This is a genomic window from Streptomyces brasiliensis (genome assembly GCF_014647875.1).
In the GTDB taxonomy this organism is placed as follows: Bacteria; Actinomycetota; Actinomycetes; order Streptomycetales; family Streptomycetaceae; genus Streptomyces; species Streptomyces brasiliensis.
This window is the reverse complement of sequence record NZ_BMQA01000001.1, coordinates 422,263-443,487: the sequence shown is the minus strand read 5'-3', so window position 1 is coordinate 443,487 and position 21,225 is coordinate 422,263. Positions and strand designations below refer to the sequence as shown.

Annotated in this window: 20 protein-coding genes; 9 read left to right on the top strand and 11 right to left on the bottom strand. The window is 72.3% G+C overall.

Annotation, left to right across the window (positions count from 1 at the left end; genetic code table 11):
- The 4 genes from IEZ19_RS02040 to IEZ19_RS02025 form a co-directional block, all read right to left on the bottom strand.
- Nucleotides 1-2,223, bottom strand: a complete 2,223-nt coding sequence (locus IEZ19_RS02040) for an NHLP family bacteriocin export ABC transporter peptidase/permease/ATPase subunit (RefSeq protein ID WP_189309195.1) — start codon at nt 2,221-2,223, stop codon at nt 1-3.
- Complete coding sequence (locus tag IEZ19_RS02035) at nt 2,220-3,026, bottom strand: HlyD family efflux transporter periplasmic adaptor subunit (protein WP_189309194.1); 807 nt, start codon at nt 3,024-3,026, stop codon at nt 2,220-2,222. The genes IEZ19_RS02040 and IEZ19_RS02035 overlap by 4 nt, the downstream gene beginning before the upstream one ends.
- 107 nt (nt 3,027-3,133) lie before the next feature.
- Nucleotides 3,134-3,349, bottom strand: coding sequence for a type A2 lantipeptide (locus tag IEZ19_RS02030; protein WP_189309193.1), 216 nt, complete (start codon nt 3,347-3,349; stop codon nt 3,134-3,136).
- 453 nt (nt 3,350-3,802) lie between these two features.
- Nucleotides 3,803-4,216 carry a PaaI family thioesterase gene (locus IEZ19_RS02025; protein ID WP_189309192.1) on the bottom strand — a complete coding sequence of 138 codons (414 nt, stop codon included), beginning with the start codon at nt 4,214-4,216 and terminating at the stop codon, nt 3,803-3,805.
- A 187-nt stretch (nt 4,217-4,403) separates the two neighbouring features.
- Here IEZ19_RS02025 and IEZ19_RS02020 point away from each other — a divergent pair, with 187 nt between their 5' ends.
- Nucleotides 4,404-5,711: a S1 family peptidase gene (locus IEZ19_RS02020; RefSeq protein ID WP_189309191.1), complete on the top strand. Its 1,308-nt coding sequence runs from the start codon at nt 4,404-4,406 to the stop codon at nt 5,709-5,711.
- A gap of 120 nt (nt 5,712-5,831) precedes the next feature.
- On the opposite strand, the gene IEZ19_RS02015 is transcribed toward IEZ19_RS02020, so the two are convergent.
- A complete protein-coding gene (locus tag IEZ19_RS02015) occupies nt 5,832-7,976 on the bottom strand; it encodes a SpoIIE family protein phosphatase (RefSeq protein WP_189309190.1) in 2,145 nt (714 codons plus the stop codon).
- A 513-nt stretch (nt 7,977-8,489) separates the two neighbouring features.
- Here IEZ19_RS02015 and IEZ19_RS02010 point away from each other — a divergent pair.
- The 6 genes from IEZ19_RS02010 to IEZ19_RS01985 all read left to right on the top strand — a co-directional run bounded on the left by IEZ19_RS02010 (nt 8,490) and on the right by IEZ19_RS01985 (nt 15,120).
- Nucleotides 8,490-10,940 carry a SpoIIE family protein phosphatase gene (locus IEZ19_RS02010; protein WP_189309189.1) on the top strand — a complete coding sequence of 817 codons (2,451 nt, stop codon included), beginning with the start codon at nt 8,490-8,492 and terminating at the stop codon, nt 10,938-10,940.
- A gap of 80 nt (nt 10,941-11,020) precedes the next feature.
- The gene (locus IEZ19_RS02005; RefSeq protein WP_189309188.1) at nt 11,021-11,314 is read left to right on the top strand and encodes a hypothetical protein; all 294 of its coding nucleotides are present in this window, start codon (nt 11,021-11,023) and stop codon (nt 11,312-11,314) included.
- Between the two features lie 104 nt (nt 11,315-11,418).
- Entirely contained in the window at nt 11,419-12,486 is a 1,068-nt protein-coding gene (locus IEZ19_RS02000; RefSeq protein WP_189309187.1) for a glucose-1-phosphate thymidylyltransferase, read from the top strand.
- The gene (rfbB, locus tag IEZ19_RS01995; protein ID WP_189309186.1) at nt 12,483-13,454 is read left to right on the top strand and encodes a dTDP-glucose 4,6-dehydratase; all 972 of its coding nucleotides are present in this window, start codon (nt 12,483-12,485) and stop codon (nt 13,452-13,454) included. The genes IEZ19_RS02000 and rfbB overlap by 4 nt, the downstream gene beginning before the upstream one ends.
- Entirely contained in the window at nt 13,451-14,320 is an 870-nt protein-coding gene (gene rfbD / locus IEZ19_RS01990; RefSeq protein ID WP_189309185.1) for a dTDP-4-dehydrorhamnose reductase, read from the top strand. The genes rfbB and rfbD overlap by 4 nt, the downstream gene beginning before the upstream one ends.
- A complete protein-coding gene (locus tag IEZ19_RS01985) occupies nt 14,317-15,120 on the top strand; it encodes a class I SAM-dependent methyltransferase (RefSeq protein WP_189309184.1) in 804 nt (267 codons plus the stop codon). Before rfbD ends, IEZ19_RS01985 begins: the two co-directional genes overlap by 4 nt.
- 1 nt (nt 15,121) lies before the next feature.
- Here IEZ19_RS01985 and rfbC read toward each other — a convergent pair whose 3' ends face one another.
- From rfbC to IEZ19_RS01960, 5 genes are all read right to left on the bottom strand, one after another.
- Nucleotides 15,122-15,718 carry a dTDP-4-dehydrorhamnose 3,5-epimerase gene (gene rfbC, locus IEZ19_RS01980; RefSeq protein ID WP_189309183.1) on the bottom strand — a complete coding sequence of 199 codons (597 nt, stop codon included), beginning with the start codon at nt 15,716-15,718 and terminating at the stop codon, nt 15,122-15,124.
- 4 nt (nt 15,719-15,722) lie between these two features.
- Nucleotides 15,723-17,687 (bottom strand): glycosyltransferase family 2 protein, encoded by a 1,965-nt coding sequence (locus IEZ19_RS01975; RefSeq protein WP_189309182.1) that lies wholly within the window; start codon nt 17,685-17,687, stop codon nt 15,723-15,725.
- A 145-nt stretch (nt 17,688-17,832) separates the two neighbouring features.
- On the bottom strand, nt 17,833-18,417 hold the full coding sequence (locus IEZ19_RS01970) for a hydrolase (protein WP_189309181.1): 585 nt from the start codon (nt 18,415-18,417) through the stop codon (nt 17,833-17,835).
- Between the two features lie 6 nt (nt 18,418-18,423).
- Nucleotides 18,424-18,828 carry a hypothetical protein gene (locus IEZ19_RS50340; protein WP_229839915.1) on the bottom strand — a complete coding sequence of 135 codons (405 nt, stop codon included), beginning with the start codon at nt 18,826-18,828 and terminating at the stop codon, nt 18,424-18,426.
- A gap of 11 nt (nt 18,829-18,839) precedes the next feature.
- Nucleotides 18,840-19,277, bottom strand: a complete 438-nt coding sequence (locus tag IEZ19_RS01960) for a MarR family winged helix-turn-helix transcriptional regulator (protein WP_189309180.1) — start codon at nt 19,275-19,277, stop codon at nt 18,840-18,842.
- A 97-nt stretch (nt 19,278-19,374) separates the two neighbouring features.
- Here IEZ19_RS01960 and IEZ19_RS01955 point away from each other — a divergent pair, with 97 nt between their 5' ends.
- Together IEZ19_RS01955 and IEZ19_RS01950 are read left to right on the top strand one after the other, a co-directional pair.
- Nucleotides 19,375-19,878: a metallophosphoesterase family protein gene (locus IEZ19_RS01955; protein ID WP_189309179.1), complete on the top strand. Its 504-nt coding sequence runs from the start codon at nt 19,375-19,377 to the stop codon at nt 19,876-19,878.
- Between the two features lie 20 nt (nt 19,879-19,898).
- On the top strand, nt 19,899-20,486 hold the full coding sequence (locus IEZ19_RS01950) for a GNAT family N-acetyltransferase (protein WP_189309178.1): 588 nt from the start codon (nt 19,899-19,901) through the stop codon (nt 20,484-20,486).
- A gap of 90 nt (nt 20,487-20,576) precedes the next feature.
- Here the strand turns inward: IEZ19_RS01950 and IEZ19_RS01945 are convergent, their stop codons facing one another.
- Nucleotides 20,577-21,221: an SRPBCC family protein gene (locus IEZ19_RS01945; protein WP_189309177.1), complete on the bottom strand. Its 645-nt coding sequence runs from the start codon at nt 21,219-21,221 to the stop codon at nt 20,577-20,579.
- Between the last annotated feature and the right edge of the window lie 4 nt (nt 21,222-21,225).

The following is a 21,225-nucleotide window of genomic DNA, read 5'->3' as shown; positions in this document are numbered from 1 at the left end:
TCACCGCTCCCTGACCAGCGCGGTATACGCACCGCCGCGCGCCACCAGCTCGTCGTGCCGCCCGCGCTCCACGATCGTGCCGTGCTGGAGCACGACGATCTCGTCGCTGTCGCGCACGGTGCTCAGCCGGTGGGCGATCACCACGCAGGCGCAGCCGCGCCGGCGCAGATTGTCCATGACGACCAGCTCGGTCTCCGCGTCGAGCGCGCTGGTCACCTCGTCCAGGACGAGGATGCTCGGCCGGCGCACCAACGCCCGTGCGATCTCCAGGCGTTGACGCTGCCCGCCGGAGAAGTTGCGGCCGTCCTGCTCGACCTCGCTGTGGATGCCGCCGGGCCGGCGCATCACCACGTCGTACAGGGCCGCGTCCCGCAGCGCCTCCACCACGGCGTCGTCCGGGATCGACGGGTCCCACAGCGCCACGTTGTCGCGCACCGAGCCCTCGAACAGGAACACGTCCTGGTCGACGAAGGACACCGAGGCCGCGAGCGAACCGCGCGGAATGTCCTCCAGCCGTTGCCCGTCGATGCGGATCACTCCCTCCCAGGGGGCGTACAGGCCGGAAATGAGCCGGGACACCGTCGACTTGCCGCTGCCGGAGCCGCCCACCAGCGCCACCTGCTGTCCCGGGCCGACGGTCAGGTCGAACCCGGTGAGCAGCGGCTTGTCCAGCGGGCTGTAGCCGAAGGAGATGTTCTCCAGCTCGACGTGGCCGTGCAGCCGGCGGGTCGAATCACCCGCGCCGGGGCGGGCGTACAGCGGGTCGGCCTGGAAGTTCTCGACGTCCTTGAGACGGGCCACGTCGGCCGCGAAGTCCTGGATGCGGCCCGCCACGCCGTTGAGCCGGGTGAGCGGTGCGGTGAAGCGGGTCACCAGGGCCTGGAAGGCGACCAGGAGGCCGACGGAGATGTGCCCCTCCACCGCGCGCATGCCGCCGATCCACAGGATCAGCGCGCTGTTCAGGGTGGCGAGGGCCGGTGCGACCACGCCGAGCCAGGCGCTCGGCACCCCGAGCCGCTGCTGCTCCTCCAGCGTGCTCGCGTGCTGCCCGGCCCACCGGCGGAAGTAGCCGTCCTCGCCACCGGTCGCCTTCATCGTCTCGATCAACTGCAGTCCGGTGTAGGCCGTGTTGGTGAGCCGCGCCGTGTCCGCGCGCAGCTTCGCCGTACGGGTGGCCCGCATCCGTACGACGAGCCGCATGGCCACGATGTTGAGCAGCGCCACGCCGATGCCGACGAAGGTGAGCTGCGGGTCGTATGTGTAGAGCAGCACCGCGTACAGCACCACCACGACCGCGTCCACGCCCGCCGCCGCCAGGTCCCGGGCCAGGGTCTCGGCGACCTGGTCGTTGGACTGGAGGCGCTGCACGAGGTCGGCCGGGCTGCGCTGGGCGAAGAACGTCACCGGCAGCCGCAGCAGATGACGCAGGAAGCGGGCGCTGGAGAGGGTGGAGGAGATGATGCGGCCGTGCAGGAGATTGGCCTGCTGGAGCCAGGTCAGCACCAGCGTGAGCAGCACACAGGTGCCCATCGACGCGAACAGCACGCCCAGCAGCGAGGTCTGGCCGCCGATGAGGAACATGTCGATGTAGGTGCGGCTGAGCGCGGGCACCGCGGCCCCGACCGCCACCAGCAGCAGGCTGGCCAGCACCGCGGCGGGTATCGTGCCGGCGGTGCCGCGCAGCCGGGCGGGCATCGCGCCGAGGACGCCCGGCTTGCGCCCGCCCTTGTGGAAGCCGTCGCCGGGCTCCAGCACCAGGACGACCCCGGTGAAGCTGCCGTCGAACTCCTCCATCGGCACAAAACGGCGGCCCTTGGCGGGGTCGTTGATGTACACCCCGCGCCGGCCGAAGCGGCGGCCCATGCCGTCGTAGACGACGTAGTGGTTGAACTCCCAGAACAGGATGGCCGGTGCCGACACCTCGGCGAGGGCGGCCAGGTCCATCTGCATGCCCTTGGCGGTGAGGCCGTAACTGCGCGCCGCCTTCAGCAGGTTGCTGGCGCGCGAGCCGTCGCGGGAGACACCGCACGCGATGCGCAATTCCTCCAGCGGGACGAACCGGCCGTAATGGCCGAGCACCATGGCGAGGGAGGCGGCCCCGCACTCGACGGCCTCCATCTGGAGCACGCTGGGCGTACGGACCGTCCTGGTACGGCTCTTGGGTACCGGGCGCTTGGGCGGTGCGGCGCGGCGCCGGCCTCGAGTCTCCTGGGCGGTGGTCACGGGAGCAGCCAATCGACGGGACGCTGGTCGGCCAGCCGGATCGAACCCGTGGCCGGGGTCATGGTGTCGAGCCGGTACGGCGGACCCCCGGCGGAGCTCCACTTGTACCCGCTCTTCGTGGACGACGACGTGTCCAGCCGCACGAGCACGGCCACCGGCCGCCCCTTCCTGGTGAACTGCTCGCCCAGCTGGCCGTCCCCGAGGAACGCGGCGATCGACTGGGCCGACTGGGCCGTGCGGTCCACGGACTTCACATGACCGCGCAGCACGCCGTACTCCTGGGTGGACACCGAGGACACGGTCAGGTCGACGGCGGCGTGCGCCGGGATCGAGGCGGCGTTCTCGGCCGGGACGTACACGGTCGCGTACAGCGGGTCCGAGGCGTGGGCCACCTTCTCCACCGAGGCCACGTTGGCGCCGGTCTGGATGATCTGCCCGATGGTGGCGGCCAGCGCGGTGATCCGGCCCGCGGCGACGGTGCGTACGACCGCGTCGCCCTGGTTCGTACGGACCTTCAGGACGGGCGAGTCGGCGGGCAGCTGCTCGCCCTGCTTCGCGAGCACGGCGGTGACCTGGCCGGCGACCGGGCTCTGCAGGATGTAACTGCCCTGTCCGTGCGTCAGGATCGCGGGTGCGGCGACCGTGGAGGCGACCGAACCGGTCACCGCCCACACGGAGGCGGCGGCCATGACGACGACCGTGACGGACAGCGCGAGCCAGCCCTGGGGACGGGCGAGACGCACCGGAAGGTCGAGCTCCTCCGGCGACTGGAGCTTGGCGAGGGCCTGTTGGCGGAACTGCACGGAACTTCCCTCACCTGTGGGAGAGACTTCGTCACGACGTGGTTCTGGGCAACCGAGAGTCCCGGAGCCGCGGTACGGCTCCGGGACTCAGCGGCAACGAGGTGCGATCAGAGACCGGCGACCAGGTTGGTGACCGGAGCGGTGCTCAGGCCGGTGACACCCTCGACCGTGCTGACGCCGGTACCGATGAGGCCGGAGACCGGGGCGATGCCGTCCACCAGGCCGGTCACGGTGCCGACAGCGTTCAGGGACAGGCCGCCGGAGACGTTGTCGAGCTCGGCGTCGGAGATCTCGACGGTCTCAACCTGGGGGGTGGAGTTCATGATGGAACTTCCCTTCATATGGATATCTCATAAGGGGGGAGCGGCCCCCTCTGGGGACAGACGGACGGCCGCGGCCGCGGGCACCGGGCACCTGTCTCCAGGAGCCCCTCGCGGCCCCCGCGGTGCGATGGATCAAAGCACGCACGCGGCCTGCGTATCCAATCAATCACCGTTCCCACCTGGGCACTTGAGCCTCAGTGGACATCAACCGTGCAGGCCCGCCCACGTCTTGTCGGCGACTCCTTCACATGCCCCACCGCATCGGTGCACACGGGCGCTTGCCCCCGGCGCGGCGAATCCGGCACTCGGTACCAAAGAGGCGTGAGGGGGCGCGCGGTTGTGCAGATCCGCCGCATCCGGTGACTTGCTTGGGTGGTGGATGTGCAGATTCGCTGAAACAGCGATTCCGGTCCGTGATCGCGACGGAGCGTCGCCGACCGGTTTCGGGCCGTGTCAGCCCAGGATCGCGTAGACCGTGCTCGCGCGGGCGGCGATCGCACCCGAACTACCGTCGGTCATGGTGATGTCCGCGAATGCCATACGGCGGCCCAGTTTGCTGAGCACCGCCTCGATCAGGACGTCCGAACCCGTCACCGCCCGCTGGAACGACGTCGACTGCTGCACCGTCGTCATCGGCACGAACCCGCCCCGCGCCGCCGAGACGGCGATCACGGTCGCGGTGTCGGCGGCGGCCATGAGCGCCTGCCCCGACAGCCCGCCGCCCTCCCGGGACAGCCGGTCCGACCAGGGCAGCCGCAGGATCGCCCGGTCCTCGCCCACCTCCTCGACCGACAGCCCGAGATCGAGCACCCAGGGCGCGAAGTTGGCGGAGAGGATCTTGTCGGCTTCGGCGGTGGTCATCGTCATATGGGGGATTGTTCCCGGCTCCGCCCGACGACACGCGGAGCGTGGCTGATTCGCCGTTGCACACAGCCCGTTGGCGAACGGAGTTGAACGCACCATCCGGCCCGTCCGTACCTACAGCCATCCAGGCGCCCGACGAACCGGCTGCCGCACCGGCGGCACAGACCCCGTCCCCAGGAGGTCGAGCAGTTTGAGTCACAAGCGAATTCCGAAACGCAAGGCCGTGATGGCGGTGGGTGGTGTCGCGGCGCTCGGAGCGGCGGCGCTCCTGCTGCCGAACGCCAACGCGTCCCAGGACGACGCGGCGGGTGACACCACCCCCAGGACCTTCAAGGCGACGGACGCCTCGGATCTCGCCACGCGGCTGCGGGGCGTGCTGGGCGAGACCTTCGCCGGTTCCTACTACGACAGCGGCAAGCGGCAACTCGTCGTCAATGTGGCCGACGGCGACACCGGCTTGATCGCGCAGGCGGAGAAGGCGGGGGCGGTCGTCCGGCAGGTGGCGAACAGCACCGCCGAACTCAAGTCCGCGGCACGGACGTTGAAGGCCGGGGCGACCATCCCCGGCACCTCGTGGGCCGTCGACCCGCGCACCGACAAGATCCTGGTCACCGCCGACAGCACGGTCACCGGAGCCAAGTGGGACAGACTGCAGTCGACGGTCCGCAGCCTCGGCCCGGGTACGGCGACCGTCAGGAAGTCCGCGGGCACCTTCAAGACCTTCGTGTCCGGCGGCGACGCCATCTTCTCCCAGGTGCAGGGCGGCACCGTCCGTTGTTCCCTCGGCTTCAACGTCACCGCGTCCGACGGCAGCCCCGCCTTCCTGACGGCCGGTCACTGCGGCGTCGCCGCCAAGCAGTGGTCCGACTCCGAGACCGGGCAGCCGATCGCCACCGTCGACCGGGCCACCTTCCCCGGCGAGGGCGACTTCTCCCTGGTGAAGTACGACGACCCCGCCACCCAGGCACCGAGCGAGGTGAACGTCGGCAACGGCCGGACGGTCCAGATCAACCAGGCCGCGGACGCCACCGTCGGCGAGACCGTGTTCCGGATGGGCAGCACCACCGGACTGCACGACGGCACCGTCACCGGCCTCGACGCCACCGTCAACTTCCAGAGCGAGACCGACCCGAACGGCGTCGACACCGTCACCGGCCTCATCCAGACCGACGTCTGCGCGGAACCCGGCGACAGCGGCGGCTCCCTGTTCACCCAGGACGGCAGCGCGCTCGGCCTCACGTCCGGCGGCAGCGGCGACTGCACGAGCGGCGGCGAGACGTTCTTCCAGCCGGTGACCACCGCACTCCAGGCGACGGGAGCGACGCTCGGTGACGCCGGAGCGGGGGCCGGCGGCGGGGCGGGCGCGGGTGACCAGACCGGTGCCGGTGATCAGCAGGCGGGCGTCGACGGGACCGGCACCGGTCAGGAGCCCGGAACCGGTGAGCAGTCCGGGACCGGCGTGGACGACGGATCGTCCGCCCTCACCCGGACCCACTGACCGGCCACACCCGCGTTTCCCGGCCGGCGGTGGACGGCGGCCAGGCCCTCCGGCGGGAGGGCCTGGCCGTGGCCCGGTCCGGACGACTCGAACTGCCGTGTCGGACAGGAGAGCCGAGCCTCACCCGTCCCCGAGCGCGCGCAGCAGCAGCACCGCCACGTCGTCCGCCCGCTCCCGCGCGGCCACACTGTGCCGTATCAGCTCGTCGGCCAGGTACTCCAGGGGCTGGTCGCCCATCGCGGTGAGGAGTTCGCCCAGTCGGGCCAGGGCGTCCTCTAGGTCGACGCCGGGGGACTCGATGAGGCCGTCGGTGTACAGGACGAGCAGCGAGCCGGGTGCGAACTCGACCTCGGTGGTCGGGTACGTCGCCTCCGCGTCGATGCCCAGCAGCGGACCGCCGGCCAGGTCGAGGACCCGTACCCGCCCGTCCGGCCGGCGCAGCAGCGGCGGCGGATGCCCGGCTCGCGCCATCTCGGCCCGACCGTGCGCCGGATCGAGCCGTAGGTACAGACAGCTCGCGAAGAGTTCGGCGCCGAGGTCGACGAGCAGCCGATTGGTACTGCCCATGACCTCCTGAGGCGGCTGACCGCCGGTCGTGAACGCTCGTACCCCCGTGCGGATCTGACCCATCAGACCGGCCGCCGTCACGTTGTGCCCCTGCACGTCCCCGATCACCGCCGCGGCCAGCGGCCGGGTCGGCACCAGGTCGTAGAAGTCGCCGCCGATCTCCATGCCCTGAGTGGCCGGCAGATAGCGTGCGGCCGCGTCGATGCCGGGCAACGGGGCCAGCGAGTGCGGCAGCAGCGCCGCCTGCAGCCCGTGCGCCAGCTGGTTCTTGGCGTCGTACAGCAGGGCCCGCTCCAGTGCCTGCGCGATCAGCCCGCCGAGGCTCGTCAGTACGGCCCGCTCGTCTGCCGGGAAGACGTGCGGCTCCGCGTAGGCGAGCACACAGGTGCCCACCGGCCGCCCGGACGCGATCAACGGCAGATACGCCCACGCGGCGAACCCCTCCGGTGCCTTCTCCCGGGTCGGATACAGATGCTCCAGCTGCTGCCGCGAGTCGAAGAACGCGGGCACCCCGCTGCTGAGGACATGGGTACTCGGCGTCCGCTCGGTCAGCGGCATGCCGTCGAACCGTTCGACGGTCCGCGCGTCGGGATACCCGCGCTGTCCCAGCAGGCGCAACCGTCCGGCCTGCGTCCCGAGGATCGCCAGTGCCTGGCTGCCCACGGCCGGGCAGACCTCGTCCGCGACCAGCTGGACCACGTCCTGCACGCCGACCGCCTCGGTCAGCGCCCCGGCCAGGCTCAGCAGCTGGGAGATCGTGACCAGCCGGGAGTGGCCCTCGCCCGGCCGGGGCGAGCGGCTCGCCATCTCCGCGACCGCCCGGGCCCGGGTGATGCGTACGCTCAGCCCGGTCATGCTCGGGTACAGCCGGAACGACAGCCAGTCACTCGGCGGGCGCAGCGCCACGAACGAGGTCATCTGCTGGCTGATCAGCGCGGCCCGGTAGCGGTCCTCGTACATCGGGTCGTTCAGCCACGGCACCGACGCCCACAACTGGGTGCCGAGCAGTTCACCGGCCGGCCTGCCGAGCAGCGCGGCCGCGGCCTCGTTGGCGAAGCCGACCCGGCCGTGCAGGTCCAGCGAGACCAGCCCGTACGGCAGCCGGGCCACCAACCGGGCCGCCTCCACCGTCCCGAACGCGTCCGCGACGTCCGACGTGAGCCGGATCGTCAGATCGGGTTCGTGGCGCAGCGGGTGGCCGCCCTCCACCGAGCGCTCGAGCCGCAGCGCGAGCTGGTCGCAGGCCGCCGTCAGATGGTCCCGCTCCCGGTCGGACAGCTCCGGCGGGTGCGAGGCGGGCCAGGTCACGAAGACCGCGCCGAACCGGGTGGTCGCCGTGGCCACGGGCAGCGCGGCCAGCGCGAAGGGGTACGGCAGGACGACCGCGATACGCGGATAGCGGCGCGCCATCTCCTCCTCGCCGCCCACCCAGACCAGCCGCCGCTCGCGCAGTGCCTCCGCGACCGGGACCGGCGCGCTCAGCCCCACCCGCTCCCACGGCGCCGCGAACGCCCGGGGCAGCCCGGCCATCACCGCCATCTCCAGCACCGGCTCGCCGGGCGTCAGCAGATACACAGCGCCGGAGTGTGCGTGGACCTCCTCCATCATCGCGGCCAGCGACAGCGACAGCAGCGGCCGGCCGACACGCGACTTGGCCGCCGCCTGCGCGTGGATATGCCCGTTGGACACGGCGACCACCTCCTAGCAGCGCCGCGGGTCGCCCCCAGGGGACAAGGCTCCTCCCTGACGCGGCCCGGCGCACGGCGAGCACATGACGCTGACACGTGCCGGTGCGCGGGAGACGTCGGGGCGCACGCGGTCGGGCACCCCGGCGCGGAATGCGCCGCCGTTACCCCGTGTGGCTTACGGCGGGACCGGCAGGGCACCCTGATCCGGGGGGTCGTGTGTGGAGTGCGGCGTGTGGCGAGCGGCCCGGAGGCCCGCGGTCACAGGTGCGGGCCCGGGCGTACGGCGTGCCCGGAGGGCCCCGGCCATCCACCCCTCTCCCGCCCCGGCCGCCCGCGCACCGCAGTCCCGCCGTGCACACAACCCGGCCCTGGCGCCGAACCGTCACCCTCGTCCCACGGCCACCCCACGAAACGCGGCCACGACGTCATGTTCGGTGGGTTTCGAGCATCCGGGTGTCGCCGCGGCTTCGGGAGCTCCACGGAACGGTCACAGGGGCTGCGCAGGCGCCTCATAAGCGCTGTAATGGCGAACGTGGTCGGAGAGGGCGCAGCGGTACGCAGAACGCGAACGGAGCGTGCCGAAGTCGTCCTGGAAACGCTCGGCGCCGACCCGTACTCACCCGCACGGCTGCGCCGCGTCCTCGAACAGGCACTCGTCTTCGCCGGTGCCGCCTTCGCGGGCGTGTACACCCCGGGCGACGACGGCACGCTCCTGTGCCTGATCGAGTCGGCCGGTCTCCCGCTCACGCTCTACGGACTGCGCGACACCTATCCCCTGTCGGGCCGCTCCCCGCTCGTCGAGGCGCACCGCACCGGCCGCCCGGTCTGGCTCGGCCCCGAGGACCTGGCCGGCTGCTCCGAGGCACGCCGCACCCCGTCCGTGGACTTCTCCGTCGCCGTCCTTCCGATGCACGCCGGCGGCGGCTGCCTCGTCGCCGTGACCGACGCCGCCGGCGGCTTCGACACCGAGGACCGCGGCTGCCTCGCCCTCATCGCCGAGGCCGTCGGCCACCGCGCCCCGGCCGGCGCCGCCGACACGGGCGAGCTGCCCGCCGACGCCTTCAGCCTGGCCATGGACACCGGGCACGTGGAGGTCGGAAACGAGATCCTGGCGCTGTTCGGCATCGGCCGGGACGAGTTCGACGGCAAGGTCGAGAGCCTGCTCGGCCGGACCGTCCCCGAGGACCTGCCCGCGCTGATGTCCGTGGTCGAGGCCGACCACATGACCATCGGCGACCGCGAACTGGAGTTCCGCATCCTGCAGGCCTCCGGCCCGCCGAAGTGGCTGCGGCTGCGCGGCCGGCTGCTGCCCGGCGGCGAGGGCCGCCCGGCCCGGCTCGTCGGCACCGTCGCGGACGCCTCCACCCTGCGCTCCGACGTCACCGACGTGGCCCGGGTCCAGCGCCTGGCCGCCGCGCTCGCCACCGCGGGCAGCGTCAAGGACGTCGGCCACGCCGTCGTGACGGCCCTGCGCAAGCCGCTCCAGGCCGACCGGATCGCCCTCGCCGAGCTGGAGAACGACCGCCTCGTCGTCACCGTCCTCGACCCGCCCGAACCCGAGTCCTGGCCCGAGCTGTGGCGCACCGAGTGGCGCACCGAGTGGCCCGACGCGCCGGTGCGGGCCATGCCCACCCTCGCCGCCGCCCTGCGCGAGGGCCGCGCCCAGATCTGGCCCGCCGGAACCACCCTCGAACCCGCCCTCGCCGAGGTCGGCCCCGGTGGACTCGCCGTCCTGCCGCTGCCCGCCGGCGGCCGCATGGCGGGCGCCTGCCTCATCGGCTGGGACAGCCCGCACGAATTCGGCCCCGACGAGCGCGCCCTGCTCACCGCGTCCGCGGGCCTCGCCGGCCAGGCCCTGGTGCGCGCCCACGCCTTCGACGCCGAGCACGAACTCGTCGGCATGCTCCAGCGCACCCTCCTGCCCCGTCGCCTGCCACGACTGCCGGGCGCTGTCGCCGTCGCCCGCTATCTGCCCACCATCGCCGGGCTCGAGGTCGGCGGCGACTGGTACGACGTGATCCCGCTGACCGACAACCACGTGGCCCTCGTCATCGGCGACGTCCAGGGCCACAACGCCGGTGCCGCCACGCTGATGGGCCAGATGCGCACCGCCCTGCGCGCCTACGCTGCCGAGGGACACCCGCCCGACGTGGTCGTCTCGCACGCCAACCGCCTCCTGATGGAGATGGAGACGGACCTCTTCGCCACCTGCTGCTACGTCGACGTCGACATGGAGGAGGGCGCCGCCTGGTGCGTGCGCGCCGGCCATCCGCCGCCGGTCCTGCGCCACCCGGACGGCAGCACCGAGATCGTCGAGACCGAGGGCGGCCCGCCGCTCGGGGTGGTCCTGCAGGCGGCGTTCCCCATGACCCCGCTGCGCCTGCAGCCCGGCACGGTGCTCGCGCTGACCACGGACGGCCTGGTGGAGTCCGCCGAGTCCGACATCGACGAGGGGCTCGACCGGCTCGCCCGTGACCTCGCCGTCGCCGACCCGGCCCATCTCGACCTGGTCGCCGACGCCCTGCTCGGCGGCGCCCACCGCGGCGACGACGTGGCCCTGCTCCTGATGCGCTACGACGGCATGGCCGTACGCCCGCTGCGCGAGAGCTGGACGGTGTGGCGGGTCCCGGAGGCCGTCCGGCACGCCCGCCGCTTCACCCGCCGTACCCTGCGCTCCTGGGGCGTGCCCCAGGACCACCTGGACGCCGTCCAGCTCGTCGTCTCCGAACTGGTCACCAACGCCCTCGTGCACACCGACGGTCAGGTCCGTCTCGACCTGACCCTCGTCAACCACCGTTTCCGGGTGGCCGTCGCCGACTCCTCGCCCCGTTCGCCCATCAAGCCGACCAGCATCGGCTGGGAGGCCACCGGCGGCCGCGGCATCCTCCTCGTGGACGCCATGTCGGCGGCGTGGGGGACGGTGCCGGTCGGCGGCGGCAAGCAGGTGTGGGCCGACGTCGTGCTCGACGGCTGACGGCCACTCGGGTGCGCGGGACACTGCCCCCGGCAGGTCGTGGGGGCTGCGGCGGCCCGCCGTGCCTAGGGTTCATTGACGTGTCACACACCATCGAAGAGCTCGTGGCCAAGCAGCACGCGGCGGACGCGGCCCACGCCCAGGTCCTGGAACTGCGGGAAACCTACGGTCCCCCGGCCGAGGGCCAGTTGACCGGTACCCAGCGCGAGACCTACGAGACGGCCCTGCGGGCCTGGCGCGACCTGGACCGGGACCTGCAGACCGCGGTGAGCGAGTACGCCCGCGACGAGGGCCGTTCCCTGGCCGAGGTGGATGCCGAGCTGGCCCGGGTGGCCGGGAAGTCCCCGGAGAACCCGGAGGAGGCCGGGAACTGACACCCCCCGGCCAGCTGCCCTTAGGGCCCGGGACGTACTGTCGTAACCGATCGGCGGGACAAAGAAAGGTTTCCATTCGGACGATCGCCGATAAGGTGTGGCAGATGAAGGCACTCGTGCTCTCCGGCGGTGCCGGCACCCGCCTGCGGCCGATCACGCACACGTCGGCGAAACAGCTCGTGCCGGTGGCCAACAAGCCCGTGCTGTTCTACGGGCTGGAGTCCATCGCCGCGGCCGGGATCACCGACGTCGGGATGATCGTCGGCGACACCGCGGCCGAGATAGAGGAGGCGGTCGGCGACGGGGCGAAGTTCGGCCTGGAGGTGACCTACATACCCCAGGAGCGTCCCCTGGGCCTGGCCCACGCGGTGCTGATCGCGCGGGACTTCCTCGGGGACGACGACTTCGTGATGTACCTCGGGGACAACTTCATCGTGGGCGGCATCAACGACGTCGTCGACGCGTTCCGCACCACCCGTCCCGACGCCCAGATCCTGCTCACCCGCGTCCCCGACCCCCGCTCGTTCGGCGTCGCCGAACTCGGCCCGTCCGGGCAGGTGGTGGGCCTGGAGGAGAAGCCGGAACATCCCAAGAGCGACCTCGCGCTCGTCGGCGTCTATCTGTTCACTCCCGCGATCCACGAGGCGGTACGGGCGATCAAGCCGTCCTGGCGGGGCGAGTTGGAGATCACCCACGCGATCCAGCACCTCATAGACGCCCGCGCCGATGTCCGCTCCACGGTCGTCCGGGGCTACTGGAAGGACACCGGCAACGTCCGCGACATGCTGGAGGTCAACCGCACCGTGCTGGAGAGCATGGAGCGGCGTATCGACGGCGAGGTCGACGAGGCGTCCGAGACCGTGGGCCGGGTGGTCGTCGAGGAAGGGGCGCGGATCACGAACTCCCGGATCGTCGGCCCGGTCGTCATCGGCGCGGGAACCGTCGTCAGCGACTCCTACGTCGGCCCCTTCACCTCGGTCGCGGAGAACTGCCGGATCACGGACAGCGAACTGGAGTTCTCCATCGTGCTGCGGGACTCCTCCATCGACGGGGTGGGCCGGATCGAGTCCTCGCTGATCGGCCGGCATGTCGAGGTGACCCCGGCGCCCGGAGTGCCCAGTGCCCACCGCCTCGTCCTCGGAGACCACAGCAAGGTGCAGATCCGTTCATGAATCTCCTCGTCACCGGCGCCGCCGGGTTCATCGGCTCGACGTACGTCCGCGCGCTCCTGGCCGACGACGGCCCGGACGCGCCGCACATCACGGTCCTCGACAAACTCACCTACGCGGGCACGCTCACGAACCTGCCCGCGAGCCATCCCCGCCTGGAGTTCGTCCAGGGCGACATATGCGACGCCAGCCTGGTCGACAAGCTCATGGCCGAGGCCGACCAGGTCGTGCACTTCGCCGCCGAGTCGCACGTCGACCGGTCGATCGACGGGGCAGGGGAGTTCGTGCTCACCAACGTGGTCGGCACCCAGACCCTCCTGGACGCGGCCCTGCGGCACGGCGTCGGTCCGTTCGTGCACGTCTCCACCGACGAGGTGTACGGCTCCATCGACTCCGGGTCCTGGCCGGAGACTCACCCGCTGGCCCCGAACTCGCCGTACTCCGCCTCCAAGGCCTCCTCCGACCTCCTGGCCCTCGCGTACCACCGCACCCACGGCCTGGACGTGCGCGTCACCCGCTGCTCCAACAACTACGGGCCGCACCAGTTCCCCGAGAAGGTGATCCCGCTCTTCGTCAGCAACCTCCTGGACGGCCGCAAGGTCCCGCTGTACGGCGACGGACGCAACGTCCGCGACTGGCTGCACGTCGACGACCACTGCCACGGCATCGACCTGGTCCGTACGAAGGGCCGTCCCGGCGAGGTCTACAACATCGGCGGCGGCACCGAGCTCAGCAACAAGGACCTCACCGGCCTGCTCCTCGGGGCCTGCGGTGCGGACTGGGACCGCGTCGAGTACGTCACCGACCGCAAGGGCCACGACCTGCGCTACAGCGTCGACTGGAGCAAGGCGCGCGACGAACTCGGCTACCGTCCCCGCCGCGACTTCGCCACCGGCCTCGCCGGCACCGTCGCCTGGTACCGCGAGCACCGCGACTGGTGGGAGCCGCTCAAGCAGCGGGAGGCGCGATGAGGTGGCTGGTCACCGGCGCGGGCGGCATGCTCGGCCAGGACACCGTCGAGGAACTGCGCCGGCGCGGCGAGGAGGTGACCGGCCTGGACCGGGCCGCGCTCGACATCACGCGACCCGGGTCCGTACGGCGGGCGTTCGAGGAGCACCGGCCCGACGTGGTCGTCAACTGCGCCGCGTACACGGCCGTCGACGACGCCGAGAGCGACGAGGAACGGGCGCTCGCGATCAACGGCGACGGCCCGCGGCTGCTCGCCCGTGCCTGCGCCCGGAACGGCGCGCGCCTGATCCACGTCTCCACCGACTACGTCTTCGACGGCGGGACCAGAACCACCCCGTACCCGGAGGACCACCCCACGGCCCCGCGCACCGCCTACGGCCGCACCAAACTCGCGGGCGAACAGGCCGTGTCGGAGGAACTCCCGGGCGCGAGCGTGATCCTGCGCACGGCCTGGCTGTACGGCGCCCACGGCCGCAGCTTCGTCCGTACGATGCTCGAACTCGAAGCCCGCCGCGACACCCTCGACGTCGTCGACGACCAGCGCGGCCAGCCCACCTGGAGCGCGGACGTCGCGGCCCGGATCGCGGACCTCGGCACGAAGCCCTCAGCGCACGGCGTCTTCCACGCCACCAGTTCCGGCGAGGCCACCTGGCACCAACTGGCCCGCGAGGTGTTCCTGCTCGTGGACGCGAACCCGCACCGGGTGCGCCCCACCGACAGCCGCTCCTTCCCCCGGCCCGCGCCGCGCCCCGCCTACAGCGCCCTCGGGCACGCCCGCTGGCGGGAGCTCGGCCTGGCACCCCTGAGGGACTGGCGATCCGCCCTGCACGAAGCACTGCCCCACATCCGCAAGGAGATGTCTCAGTGAAACGGCACGAGTTCCTGCGGGAACTCCACAAGGTGACCGCGAACCGCAACTACCTGGAGATCGGCGTCAACGACGGCCGCAGCCTGACGCTGTCCCGGGTGCCCAGCATCGCGATCGATCCCGCGTTCAAGGTGGTCACGGAGATCCGCTGCGACGTGCACCTCGCGAAGGCGACCAGCGACGACTTCTTCGCCCGCGAGAACCCCCTCGCGCACCTGAGGGGCGGCCGTCATCCGCTGCGCCAGCTGGCGCGCAACCGCAGCCCGTTCGGCTACTGGAAGCGCACCACGCTCGACCTGTCGTTCATCGACGGGATGCACCTGTTCGAGTACGCGCTGCGCGACTTCATCAACGTCGAGAAGTACTCGGACTGGGCCGGCGTGATCGTCTTCGACGACATGCTGCCGCGCAACGTGGACGAGGCCGCCCGTGACCGGCACACCAACGCCTGGACCGGGGACGTCTACAAGCTCGTCGAGATCCTCAACCGCCACCGCCCCGATCTGGTGACGGTCCTGGTCGACACCGCGCCCACCGGCCAGCTCCTGGTCTTCGGCGCCGACCCGGACAACACGGTGCTCCAGGACAAGTACGACGAGATCATCGCGGAGTTCGAGGTCCCCGACCCGCAGAAGGTGCCCGAGTCGATCCTGGAGCGGACCACGGCCGTGAAGGCCGAGGACCTGCTGTCCGCGGGCTTCTGGAAGGCACTCGAGACGTCCCGCAACCGCGGCACCAAGCGCGCCCGCGGCTGGGAGCCCCTGCGCCGGGCGCTGGAGCAGTTCGGCACGAACCGCTGATCTACCGCCCGCGCAGCCGCTCGTAGTGGGCGGAGCAGTCCGCGTAGCTGGGAAGCAGCCCGGACCGCTCCGCCTCGGCGAGCGAGGGCGCCTCGACGTCCTTGTCGGACAGCACCGGCTCGATGCCCTCGGGCCAGGCGATGCCCAGGTCCGGGTCGAACGGGTTCAGCCCGTGCTCGCGGCGCGGTGCATACCCGGTCGAGCACAGGTAGACCACCGTCGCGTCGTCGGTGAGCGCCATGAACGCGTGCCCGAGGCCCTCCGCGAGGAACACGGCGTGGTGGGCGTCGTCGTCGAGCCGCACGGCCTCCCACCGGCCGAAGGCGGGTGACCCGACGCGGATGTCCACGACGACGTCCAGCACGGCCCCGCGCACACATGTCACGTACTTGGCCTGGCCGGGCGGCACATCGGCGAAATGGATCCCGCGCACGACACCGCGCCGGGACACTGAGCAGTTGGCCTGGGCCAGGTCCAGGTCGTAGCCCGTGGCCTCCTTGAACTCCTCACCCCGGTACCACTCGTGGAAGCTGCCGCGTTCGTCCGGGAACACCTTGGGCTCGAGCACCCAGGCGTCGGGGATCTCCAGTGCGCGCACGGCCTCAGGCCTCCTGTGTCGTGGCTCGGTCCGTCGTCCCGCGCAGCGCGCCGCCCAGCACGTGCCGGGCCTTGCGCACCACCCGCCGCAGCAGGCCGGGCGGCGTGGGCCGGGAGAGGCGGACGCCGCCGCTGCGGCCCACGCGCGCGACGAGCGGCAGGCGCAGGAAGCGGGGCGTGCCGTCCTCCGGGGCCAGACACACCTCCAGCCGCCAGGTCGCGCCCCGCATGTCGCGCAGGGGCAGCCGCGCCTCCAGCAGCGAACCGGCCGCGTGGGCGGGCGTGAGCGTCCCGGTCTGCCGCAGGGACCGGCCCGAGCCGGTGCTGGTCAGCCGCACCAGGACGTCGGTGCGATCCGGGACGTACACCGGCAGCGCGAGGTTCAGCCACTCGGTGTCGGACATCGTGGCGTCCTCCACCGTGAGCCGGCCGAGGCCGAGGGACTTGCTCGCCCTGTCGACGTCCAGGGAGAGGTTGTCGTGCTGCTTCGTCCGGTACGGCAGCACCACACGGCCCACGACGATCCCGGCGGGCGGTGTCGGCCCGCCCTGTCGCGGGACGGGGCCGAGACGGCACTCCTTGGTCCAGGTGCCGAGGCCGACCCGGACGTACAGGTCCCACAGGCCGCCGTACAGCGGGGCGCCGCCCGCGGCGGTGCCGGGGTCGACTGTCGCCTCGGCGTGCAGCACGAGGCGGACCCGGCCGTCGTCGGCGGGGATCCGCTCGCGGGTGACCTGGACCTTCTGGAAGAAGGAGGCGGCGCTGGCGCGGTCGCGCAGGATCAGGTCGACGGTCGCCTTCTCGAAGCCGTTGACGGCCGCCGTGCCCAGGCGGGCGATCGCCTCGTCGAGGTCGGCGGGCGCGGTGTCGGAGGGCTCGGCGCCGCCGTCCGCCGGGAAGGTGAGCGGCCGGCCGCCGGCCTTGAACTCGGTGGTGAAGCCGACATGCAGCGTGCCGTCGCCCCACTCGGCCCCGGTCGGTGCCGCCTTCGGGCCGACTCCGGCCTCGTACTCGGCGTAGGCGACGAGGTCGTCGTACCGGTCGTCCCTGATCAGGGCGGCGACGATGCGCTGTCCCGGGCGCAGGCCGGGCGCGACGCCGGGGCCGAAGCGCTCGACGACCACTGCGTGCGTCTCCTGGAACAGTTCGCGCCGGTAGTCGTCGGGCAGGGCCAGCAGCCGGCGGCCGCTCATCCGGTCGACGATCTCGACGCGCAGCCAGCGGCGCAGCAGCCGGTCGCGCAGCGGGCCCGGCTCGGTGTACCGCTCGACGACGGCCAGGGCCTCGCGGAGGTTCTTGAAGTAGCCGACCGGGTCGAAGCGCTGGAAGCCCGCGTTCGAGGCGTCGTCCCGCTTGACGTGGTAGTAGCAGACGTAGTCGCTGAGCACCGAGACGTTGTCCGCGCGCAGGTACGCCTCGCTGACGAAGACGTGGTCCTCCAGGCGGCGCCGGCCTTCGGGGAAGCGCAGGCCGGTGCGGTCCAGGAAGGAGCGCCGGACCATCTTGTGCGGGGTGAGGCTGTCGATCAGCGGGGCGTTCGCGACGGTGGCGTGCGGGTGATTGCGGCGGAACAGCTCCACCGGCACGGGACGGCCCTTGCCGGCCATCTTGCCGACGATCACGTCGGCCTTGTTCGCCACGCCGTACTCGTACATCCGCTCCAGGGCCTCGTCGCCGAGGTAGTCGTCGTTGTCGACGAACATCACGAACTCGCCCCTGGACTCGGCGATCCCGACGTTGCGCGGCTTGCCCGACCAGCCGGAGTTCGGCTGGTGGATCACCCGGACGTGCGGGTGCTCGGCGGCTAGTTCGTCCAGCCGGGCCGGGGTCGCGTCCGTGGAGCCGTCGTCGACGAAGACCACCTCGAACTCGTCGGGGGGCAGTGACTGCCGCAGCAGCGAGGCGATGCAGTCCTCGATGTACGGCCCCGGGTTGTACACGGGGACGATGACGCTGACTTTGACCGGCATCCGGCTTTCCAGCCCCCTTAGTCCGCTGTCCGTCGTCGCGGTGACGCGGTGTGCGTGGGCCGAATGCTAACGCGGTCCCTTCTGAGTGCTAACGCCCACCCTCGTAAGGATGAACATCCACCCCCGGAAGGGACCGGGCCCGGGGTCAGGAGTGGGTCTTGGCGAGGAGCTCGAGGACCTCCGCCGTCGTACCGGTCTCGCCGAGCCGCGGGAAGATCCGCTCGACGCTGTTGGCGTGCGTCTCCGGTGCCATGTCGGCGACCGCGTCGGTGGCGACGGTGACGTGGTAGCCGTGTTCGTACGCGGCACGGGCGGTGGACTCGACGCCGATGCTGGTGGCGATGCCGGTCAGCACGATCTGCGTGACGCCCCGGCGGCGCAGCTGCACATCGAGGTCGGTGCCGTGGAAGGCGCCCCAGTTGTGCTTGGTGACGTGGACGTCGCCGGGGTGGCCGGACAGCTCGTCGACGATCGTGTCCCAGCCCTCCGGGTAGGAGCCGCCACCACCCTGGTGCTCGGTGCGGCCGGGGACCCGGTCCGCCCAGTCGGGGGCGAAGGACACCCGGACCAGGACCACGGGCAGGTCCCGGGCCCGGAAGGCGTCGGCGAGCTCCACGGAACGTGCCACCACCTCGGCGCCGCTGTACGGCTGGGTGGGTGCGCCGGCGATGCCGCGCTGGAGGTCGATCACGACGAGGGCGGTACGGGGGTCGAGGGCGGTGAGCGCCATGGGGGTTCAGGCCTTTCCGGGGGTGTTCGGGGAGGTACTGCGAGCCGGGGCTCGGGCGATGGTCCGGGTGGTTCCCCGGGGCGTGAGGGAACCGGGGGACCGGTCCACGAGGGTCGTCGCCGGCGGCAGGGCCGATCCTGCGACAAGGAAGAGGGCCGGACCGTGCAGCCCGGCCGTGTCGGCGTGGTGCGGGAAGAACGCCGCCGTGGCGGCGGCCGCGACGCCCACCAGGGCCGTACCGGCGAGGTACAGCCTGCGCGGCCCGTACCTGTCCACGAGCCGCCCGAGCAGGGCCACGGCGATCACCGAGGAGTCGATCGGGTTCAGTACCGAGCCCAGGGCCATCGGCGCGATGAGCCGCCGGTCGAAGGCCGTGGGGGAGGGCCGCGCGTCCCGTCCGGGACGCTTCACCGGGCTCGGTGTCACTGCTGCGACAGCCGTTCCATCAGCTCCAGCGCGGTCAGGACCGTGGCGCGCTCGTCCTCCGTGAACCGGTCCTGGAAGGCGCGGGCCAGCCACTCCTCGCGTGCCTGCCGGTTGCCCGCCACGCGAGCCTGGCCGGCCTCGGTCAGGGTGACCAGCTGGCGGCGACCGTCGTCGGGGTCGGGGGTGCGGCGGATGAGGCCGTGCTGGTTGAGGGCGGCGAGCGTGGTGGCCATGGACTGCGGTCGTACGCCCTCGGCGGCGGCCAGGGCACTGGCCGTGGCGGCACCGTGCTTGCCGACCAGGGTGAGCGCCGACTCCTGGGACGGAGTGAGGTCCGCGTCCTGCGAGACCTCCCTGATGCGGCGCCGCAGGCGGCTGAACACGACCCGCAGATCGCGGGCCGCACGCGCGGCGGAGCCGGAGATCTCGTCCATGCCGCCACCGTAAAACCGTCAGTTCAACCTGTCCAGTCAAGACTGACTAATCTCGGCCGGCCCCGCGCCGTGACCCGCCCCGCCCTAGGCTGTCCGTGTGCGTCTGCTGATGATGTCCGACACCCACGTACCCCAGCGGGCCAAGGAGCTGCCCGCCGAGCTCCTCGCCCGGCTCCCGCACGCCGACGTGGTGTTCCACGCCGGCGACTGGGTGGACACGGCCACCCTCGACCTGCTGGCGCAGCGCAGCCGGCGGCTGATCGCGGTGTACGGCAACAACGACGGTCCCGGTCTGCGCGCCCGCCTCCCCGAGGTGGCCCGCGCCGAACTGGGCGGTCTGCGCTTCGGCGTCGTCCACGAGACCGGGCCCGCCCCCGGTCGCGAGGCCCGCTGCGCCGCCCGCTTCCCCGACCTCGACGTCCTGGTCTTCGGCCACAGCCACATCCCCTGGGACACCGTCACGGACACCGGTCTGCGCCTCCTCAACCCGGGCTCCGCGACCGACCGCCGCCGCGAGCCGCACTGCACGTACCTCACGGCGGCCGTGGCCGACGGCGCGCTCACGGACGTGACGCTGCACCCTCTGCCGCAGCGCCGCTGATCCTGTGGCAGCATGCCGGGATGATCTCCAGCGCAGGCATACCGGACGTCGTCCCCGCAGGCCGGATGGCCGGCACGGGCCAGCCCGTCCTGGCCCTGCCGGGCGGCCTCGAGCTGCGCCCGTGGAGCCCGGACGACGCGGGAGCGCTGCTCGCGGCGGGCCAGGACCCGGCGATCCGCAGGTGGAACCTCTTCACCGTGGCCGACCGCGCGGAGGCGGTCCGGCGCATCGAGCGCATGCACGAGCGCCGGCGGGCCGAGACCGGCGCCGTCTGGGCCGTCGCACGGCCGGGCGGCGAGGCCCTCGGGCTCATCGGCTGCAACGACCTGGACCTCGCGGGCGGCAGCGCCGAGATCGTCTACTGGGTCCTGCCCGCGGCCCGAGGCGTCGGAATCGTCGTCGAGGCGACCCGAGCGCTCAGCCGCTGGGCCCTCGACGACCTGGGCCTGCACCGCCTGCGCCTGTGCCACTCGACCGCCAACCCCGCGTCCTGCCGCGTGGCGGAGAAGGCGGGCTACACCCTGGAGGGCACCATGCGCGGCGCCCTGCTCCACGAGGACGGCTGGCACGACCAGCACCTGCACGCGCTGGTCAAGAGCGACCTCTGAGCCGGGACTCGACGTCGGACGCACTCGGCGCGGCGGCCACCGGCGGGCGGCACCCGAGTCCGGCCTCCCCGCCCGACGCCACGGCCCGCGCTACCGCCGCGCTCGCGGGTGGCCGAGTCGCCTGTGCCGGCGTACCCGGCCCAGCAGCACCAGTACGGCCGCCGCGGCCACCACCACCGCCGCCCGCTTGGCCACCGGTACCCCGGCCGTCCGGAACAGGTCGATGGCCTCGGCCTCCTGCGGCGCCGGTGGCTGGGGTTCCGTGCCGACCGCCGGGACCGCCGGGACTGCCGGTTCGCTCAGGCGCTCGGCCAGGCAGCTCGCGAACTGGCCGATGATGCGGTCGCCGACCTCGGCCATCACCCCGCGGCCGAACTGCGCCGGGCGTCCGGTCACCGTCAGGTCCGTCCGCACCGACACCGCCGTCCCGCCGTCGCGTTCGCTCAGCGTGCCGGTGACGGTCGCCCGGGCAGTGCCCTGCCCGCGGGTCTCGCGGCCGCTGGCGGTGAGCACCATCCGGTGCGCCGTCTCGTCCTGCTCCTCGAAGACGGCCGTGCCCTTGTAGGTGACGGTGATCGGGCCGACCTTGACCTTCACCGAACCCGTCACCGTCTTGCCGTCGTAGTCCTCGACCGTCGCCCCGGGCAGACAGGGCGCGACCCGTTCGATGTCGAGGAGCGCGCGCCAGGCGTCGTCGACCGGGACGGGGACGGTGAACTCGTGGTGCAGCTCCATGACT

Bases quoted from the DNA above. Each gene is read 5' to 3' on its own strand.
- IEZ19_RS01970 (WP_189309181.1), bottom strand. From the start codon at position 18,417: ATGGCGCTCACCGCCCTCGACCCCCGTACCGCCCTCGTCGTGATCGAC.
- IEZ19_RS02010 (WP_189309189.1), top strand. From the start codon at position 8,490: ATGGCGAACGTGGTCGGAGAGGGCGCAGCGGTACGCAGAACGCGAACG.
- IEZ19_RS01960 (WP_189309180.1), bottom strand. From the start codon at position 19,277: ATGGACGAGATCTCCGGCTCCGCCGCGCGTGCGGCCCGCGATCTGCGG.
- rfbB (WP_189309186.1), top strand. From the start codon at position 12,483: ATGAATCTCCTCGTCACCGGCGCCGCCGGGTTCATCGGCTCGACGTAC.
- IEZ19_RS02000 (WP_189309187.1), top strand. From the start codon at position 11,419: ATGAAGGCACTCGTGCTCTCCGGCGGTGCCGGCACCCGCCTGCGGCCG.
- IEZ19_RS01975 (WP_189309182.1), bottom strand. From the start codon at position 17,687: ATGCCGGTCAAAGTCAGCGTCATCGTCCCCGTGTACAACCCGGGGCCG.
- IEZ19_RS01945 (WP_189309177.1), bottom strand. From the start codon at position 21,221: ATGGAGCTGCACCACGAGTTCACCGTCCCCGTCCCGGTCGACGACGCC.
- IEZ19_RS02030 (WP_189309193.1), bottom strand. From the start codon at position 3,349: ATGAACTCCACCCCCCAGGTTGAGACCGTCGAGATCTCCGACGCCGAG.
- IEZ19_RS02025 (WP_189309192.1), bottom strand. From the start codon at position 4,216: ATGACGATGACCACCGCCGAAGCCGACAAGATCCTCTCCGCCAACTTC.
- rfbD (WP_189309185.1), top strand. From the start codon at position 13,451: ATGAGGTGGCTGGTCACCGGCGCGGGCGGCATGCTCGGCCAGGACACC.
- IEZ19_RS01950 (WP_189309178.1), top strand. From the start codon at position 19,899: ATGATCTCCAGCGCAGGCATACCGGACGTCGTCCCCGCAGGCCGGATG.